This is a genomic window from Bradyrhizobium sp. P2_E8 (assembly GCF_056403875.1).
Genome location: NZ_JBFUES010000472.1, coordinates 1 through 5,677, shown reverse-complemented (window position 1 = coordinate 5,677; position 5,677 = coordinate 1). Strand labels below are relative to the sequence as shown.

At 67.7% G+C, this 5,677-nt stretch carries 5 protein-coding genes; 3 read left to right on the top strand and 2 right to left on the bottom strand.

Annotation, left to right across the window (positions count from 1 at the left end; translation table 11 throughout):
* The 3 genes from AC1D00_RS23950 to pbfA form a co-directional block, all read left to right on the top strand.
* On the top strand, window positions 1–810 hold an 810-nt coding region (locus tag AC1D00_RS23950; protein WP_477012349.1), incomplete at its 5' end, for an FAD-dependent oxidoreductase.
* Window positions 811–813: 3 nt separating this feature from the next.
* Window positions 814–1,629 (top strand): phosphonoacetaldehyde hydrolase, encoded by an 816-nt coding sequence (phnX, locus tag AC1D00_RS23945; protein ID WP_135172479.1) that lies wholly within the window; start codon window positions 814–816, stop codon window positions 1,627–1,629.
* On the top strand, window positions 1,626–2,954 hold the full coding sequence (gene pbfA / locus AC1D00_RS23940; protein ID WP_477012348.1) for a (R)-1-hydroxy-2-aminoethylphosphonate ammonia-lyase: 1,329 nt from the start codon (window positions 1,626–1,628) through the stop codon (window positions 2,952–2,954). Before phnX ends, pbfA begins: the two co-directional genes overlap by 4 nt.
* Window positions 2,955–3,069: 115 nt before the next feature.
* Here the strand turns inward: pbfA and AC1D00_RS23935 are convergent, their stop codons facing one another.
* Together AC1D00_RS23935 and shc are read right to left on the bottom strand one after the other, a co-directional pair.
* Window positions 3,070–3,819 carry a phosphorylase gene (locus tag AC1D00_RS23935; protein WP_027544094.1) on the bottom strand — a complete coding sequence of 250 codons (750 nt, stop codon included), beginning with the start codon at window positions 3,817–3,819 and terminating at the stop codon, window positions 3,070–3,072.
* Window positions 3,816–5,677: squalene--hopene cyclase (gene shc, locus AC1D00_RS23930; RefSeq protein WP_477012347.1), on the bottom strand; the 1,862-nt coding region annotated here is incomplete at its 5' end. The genes shc and AC1D00_RS23935, both read right to left, overlap by 4 nt.

Sequence of the window (5,677 nt, the reverse complement as noted above, 5' to 3'; positions counted from 1 at the left end):
GGCGAGGGTTGCGAGCTTCTGAGCCCGGCTGAGGCGGGCCGTCGTTTCCCGATGCTGCGGACCGACGATCTGCTAGCCGTGCTGGCGAGCCCGCACGATTTGCGGGTGGAGTCGCGCATCGCGGTGCCGGCACTGGCGCGCTGGCTGGCCGAAGTGCACGGCGTCACCTTCCTGTATCAGACGCTGGCCAAGGCGGTGACACCGCCGGTCATCGACACCACGCGAGGGCCGGTCAGGGCCCGGCTCTGCGTGGTCTGCCCCGGCGACGATTTCCTGAGCCTCTATCCGGAACGCCTGGCGAGCTACGGCCTCGTCCGATGCAAGCTGCACATGCTGCGGGTCGCATCGGCGAGCGCGATGCCGCGCTTCAACGCGGCCGTGATGTCGGACCTCGGCCTCGTGCGTTATCTCGGCTACGCCGAACTGCCGGAGACCGCCGCGCTGAAGCAGCGACTCGAATCCGAGCAGGGCCAGCATCTGGCCAACGGTGTGCATCTGATCGCCGTGCAGAGCGAGGATGGCTCGCTCGTCGTCGGCGATTCCCATCACTACGACGCGACGCCGGACCCGTTCGGTCCGGATATGGTGGACGAGTTGATCATGGACGAATTCCGGCAGGTTATGGCCTGGCCAACGCCTGTCATCCGCGAGCGCTGGATCGGCACCTACGCCTCGGCGTCCGACCGGCTGATGCTGATCGACCGCCCATCTGAAACTGTGCGCCTCGTCATGATCACCAGCGGCACTGGCGCCAGCACCTCGTTTGCGATCGCCGAGGAAGTGCTTGACGAATTGACGTCCGGGAGCTGAGCCATGACCGACAAATTCGAGCACGTCCAGGCCGTCGTGTTCGACTGGGCCGGCACGACGGTGGATCACGGCTCGCTGGCGCCGATGGGCGTGTTCGTGGAGGCTTTCGCGCGCTTCGGTGTTGCGATCAGCGTCGAAGAGGCGCGCGGGCCGATGGGCATGGCCAAGCGCCCGCACATCGCCGCCCTCCTCCGCTTGCCCCGGATCGCCGCCGCGTGGCGCGACAAGCACGGCCACGCGCCAACCGAAGCCGACATCGATGCGCTCTATGCGGTGTTCGTGCCGATGAATGTCGAGGTTGCCGGGCGCTACGCCGACGTGATCCCGGGCGTGGCCGAGGCTGTCGCCGGACTGCGGCGTCGCGGCCTGAAGATCGGCTCGAGCACGGGCTACACGCGGGAGATCATGGCCGAGGTCATTCCGGTTGCGGCGGCGCAGGGCTATTCGCCTGACAGCATCGTTTGCACCGGGGACACGCCCGACGGCCGGCCGACGCCGTTCATGCTGTACAAGGGTTTTCTGGATCTCGGGGTCTGGCCGGCCTGGAGCTGCGTCAAGGTCGACGACACCGAGGTCGGGATCAAGGAAGGTCTCAACGGCGGCTGCTGGACCGTCGGCGTGGCCGTCACCGGCAACGTGTTCGGCTTGTCGCTTGCCGACACCGCGGCGCTGCCACCGAAAACCTTCGCCGAGCGGCGTGCGGCAGCGGCCGGCCGGCTGGAGGCCGCGGGCGCCCACTACGTCATCGACGGAGTCGCCGATATCATCCCCGTGATCGCGGCGATCGAGGGCCGGCTGGCCCGCGGAGAGCGGCCATGAGTGCCGCCGAGGGCGACGTCAATCTGTCGGCGGCGCGGCGTTCGTTTGCGGAACGCCACCTCGACGCGGAAACGAAAAAATGGCTCGACGAGGACGAGCGGTGGTTCCTGCGGCAGTCGCTGTCAACGCCCTGCCTGAACGTCRCCACCGCCGCGGAAGGCAGCCATCTCGTCGATCTCCAGGGCCGACGCATCCTCGATTTCCACGGCAACAGCGTGCACCAGGTCGGCTACGGTCACCCCCGCGTGGTGGCGGCGATCAAGTCACAACTCGACACCCTGCCCTTCTGCCCGCGCCGCTACACCAACAAGTCCGCCATCGACCTCGCCCGGCGCCTCGCCGAACTCGCGCCGGCGCCCCTGGAGAAGGTGCTGCTGGCACCCAGCGGGTCAGCTGCAATCGGCATGGCACTGAAGCTCGCCCGCTACGCAACGGGGCGACACAAGACGCTGTCCATGTGGGATGCTTTCCACGGCGCCAATCTCGACGCGGTCTCGGTCGGCGGCGAATCCCTGTTTCGGCGCGGCGCCGGCCCGCTGCTGCCGGGCACGGAGCATGTGCCGCCGCCGGGACTGGCCGCGCGCTTCTTCGGACAGGACGGCCGCGCGCATGAGCGCCTCGCCGACTACATCGATTATGTCCTCGAGGTGCAGGGCGACGTCGCGGCCGTGATCGCCGAGCCGATGCGTTGGACCACGGTCGAACTGCCGCCGCCCGGCTTCTGGCCCCGCGTGCGCGCGAGCTGCAATCGGCACGGGGCGCTCCTGATCTTCGATGAGGTGCCGAGCTGCCTCGGCCGCACCGGGACCATGTTCGTCTGCGAGCAGGCCGAAACTGCGCCCGACATTCTCGTGCTGGGCAAGGGACTGGGCGGCGGCATCATGCCGATGGCGGCCATCGTGGCGCGGGCCGATCTCGACGTGGTGCCCGAGGGAGCGCTCGGCCACTACACCCACGAGAAGAGCCCGGTCGGCTGCGCCGCGGCGCTGGCCACGCTCGATGTGATCGAGGAGGAGCAGTTGCTCACCGCGGCGCGCGTGCTCGGCGCGCACGCGCTCGAACGGCTGCAATCGATGGCGCAGCGTTATCAGCTGATATCAGAGGTGCGCGGCGCCGGTCTCTATCTCGGCGTCGAGATCGGCCGCCGCGACGAGGCTGAAGCGAACGCGCGTGCGGAGCGCCTGCTGTACCGCTGCCTGGAGGCAGGCCTGAGCTTCAAGCTCGGTGGTGGCAACGTGGTCACGCTATGCCCGCCGCTCACGATCTCGCGCGATGAACTCGACCTGGCGCTGGATATTCTCGATCAGGCGATGTCGGGGTTGTGAGCAGATCGCAATGCGCACGCTTCGCGACGCCACGCCCCATCCGGGCTACGAACATCAAAACGAAAAAGGCCCGGTCGCGCGACCGGGCCTTTTCTTGATTGGATCGAAGACCCGCTCAGGCCGCCTTGGAGACCAGGGCCTCGCTGTCGACGAGCTCGGTGCCGATCAGATAGTCGCGGCAGCCGCGCAAGGAGCGCAGCGCGCGGTTGAAGTCGATGCCGGTCGAGACCAGCGCATGCAGCGTCGTCGGGTTGCGCACGATGCCGCGCAGCACGGCGGCCAGATCGATCTGGCCGTTCGGCTTGATGGCGGCGCGGGCGAGCGCCGGCAGCGCGCGATGGGCGGGATCGCTGATGACGCGGACCGCGGCAAAGGGCAGCCCGGCCTCGGCGGCATAGGCGGCCGCGATGTGGCTCTCCATGTCGACGGCGGAGGCGCCGGTCTCCGAGTGCAGCGCCGCCTTGCAGGACCGCCCGGTGACCACTTCCTCGGCGCCGGCAAGGCTGCCGCGCACCACGCGGCGGCGCCCGGACGTCAGGCGGTCGATCAGGTCGTCGCCGAGCGACAGCCCGGCGGCCCAGCGGGTATCGCCTGACAGCACCTCGGTCGCCAGCACGACGTCGCCGGAGCGCAGCGTCGGGTCGAGCCCGCCGGCCACACCGAACGAGATCACGCCGCGAATCGTTTCAGGGTCCACCACGGTCAGAAGCGCCCGCAACTGGGTCGGGCTGCTGGACGAGCAGATGACCGCCATTCCGGGCCCGGCCGCGATGCGGGCCTCCTGAACCAGACCRGTCACAATGAGTATTGGCCGCGGATCAATGGCATTGCCCGCGGTAAGATAGTCCCCCGTCCCCAAAGTCACATTCCGACCCCTACCACCCTGCTGTTGGTGTTCCGCAAGTTCCGATACCGCGCCAGCGCCCACAGCGGGAAGAACTTTGGGTAACCATGATACCGTAGATAGAATACACGGGGAAAGCCTGTGGCGGTGTACCGCTGCTCGTCCCACAGTCCTTTTTCGTTCTGTGTTGCAATCAGGTACTCCACCCCGCGGGCGACGGCCGGGTGATCAACCTCGCCTGCCGCCATCAGGGCAAGCAAGGCCCATGCCGTTTGCGAGGCGGTCGAGGGGGCGGGTTCCCAGCCCTTGTAGTCCAGGCGGTAGCTGACGGCGTCCTCGCCCCAGCCGCCGTCCTTGTTCTGGATCGAGGCCAGCCAGGCGGCGGCCTTCCGGATCATCGGGTCGTCGTGGCTGACGCCGGCCATGTTCAGGGCGCAGAGCACCGACCAGGTTCCATAGACGAAGTTCATGCCCCAGCGGCCGTACCAGGACCCTTCCGGGTGCTGGGTCTTGCGGAGGTAGGCAACGCCATCGGCCACATGCTTGCTGGTCTTGGCGGTCTCGCCGAGCTGGGCCAGCATCGAGATGCAGCGCGCGGTGACGTCCTCGGTCGGCGGATCGAGCAGCGCGCCGTGGTCCGAGAACGGGATGTTGTTCAAATAGTATTCGAGATTGTTGACGTCGAAGGCGGCCCAGCCGCCGTCGTCGCTCTGCATGCCCTCGATCCACTCCCGGCCACGGTCGATCGCGGCGTCATAGCCGGTGACGCCGTGCTCCCGGCGCATCCGGTCCATCGACATCACCACCACCGCGGTATCGTCGAGATCAGGGTAATAGGCGTTGTTGTACTGGAAGGCCCAGCCGCCCGGGCGCACGTCGGGCCGCTTCACCGCCCAGTCGCCCTTCACGGCGAGCTCCTGCTTCGGGATCAGCCAGTCGAGGCCTTGCTTCGCCGCAGGCACGGCCTTGTCGCCGCCGGCCTCGAGCAGCGCGTGGGCGGTCAGCGTCGTATCCCACACCGGCGAGACGCAAGGCTGGCAGTACGCCTCGTCATCGCCAATCACGAGCAGCTTGTCGATGCCCCGGCGCGTCACCGCGCGCGGCGGATAGCTCTCGTCCTTGCCGAGCGCGTCGTACATCATGACGATGTTGGCCATGGGCGGATAGATCGCGCCCATGCCGTCCTCGCCGTTGAGCCGCTCCTCGGTGAAGGCGAGCGCGGCATCGATGGCGCGCTTGCGCAGGCTCTTCGGAAACAGCGGCTCGATGACGCGCAAGATCGCATCGAGCGAACGAAACAGCAGGAACCAGGCCATGCTCTGGTGCGGCGCCTTCGCGGTCATGCCGATCGAGCGCGGATCCTGGAGAAACAACTCGTCGATGCCGACGCCCTTCGGATTCCTCGCGCGCGGCTTGAGCGCGGCGATGACCATCAACGGCACCATGGTGGTGCGCGCCCAGTAGGAGATCTTGTTGATGTGGAACGGCGACCAGAACGGCAGCAGCACGATCTCGATCGGCAGCACCGGCACCGCGCGCCAGGTCACGACGCCGAACATCGCGAGCATGAAGCGCGTGAAGACGTTGCTGTGAATGGCGCCGCCGCGGGCGTGGATCGCCTCGCGCGCGCGCACCATGTGCGGCGCGTCGATGGAATCCCCGATCATCTTCAGCGCGAAGTACGCCTTCACGCTGGCGCTCATGTCGAACGCGCCGTCATGCACCAGCGGCCAGCCGCCATGGGCGCCCTGCACGCGGCGGAGATAGTTGCCGATCTTGGCTTCGAGCACGGTGTCGACCGGCTCGGCGAGATAGTGGCGCAAGAGAATGTATTCGGCCGGAATCGTGCAGTCGGCCTCGAGCTCGAACACCCAATGGC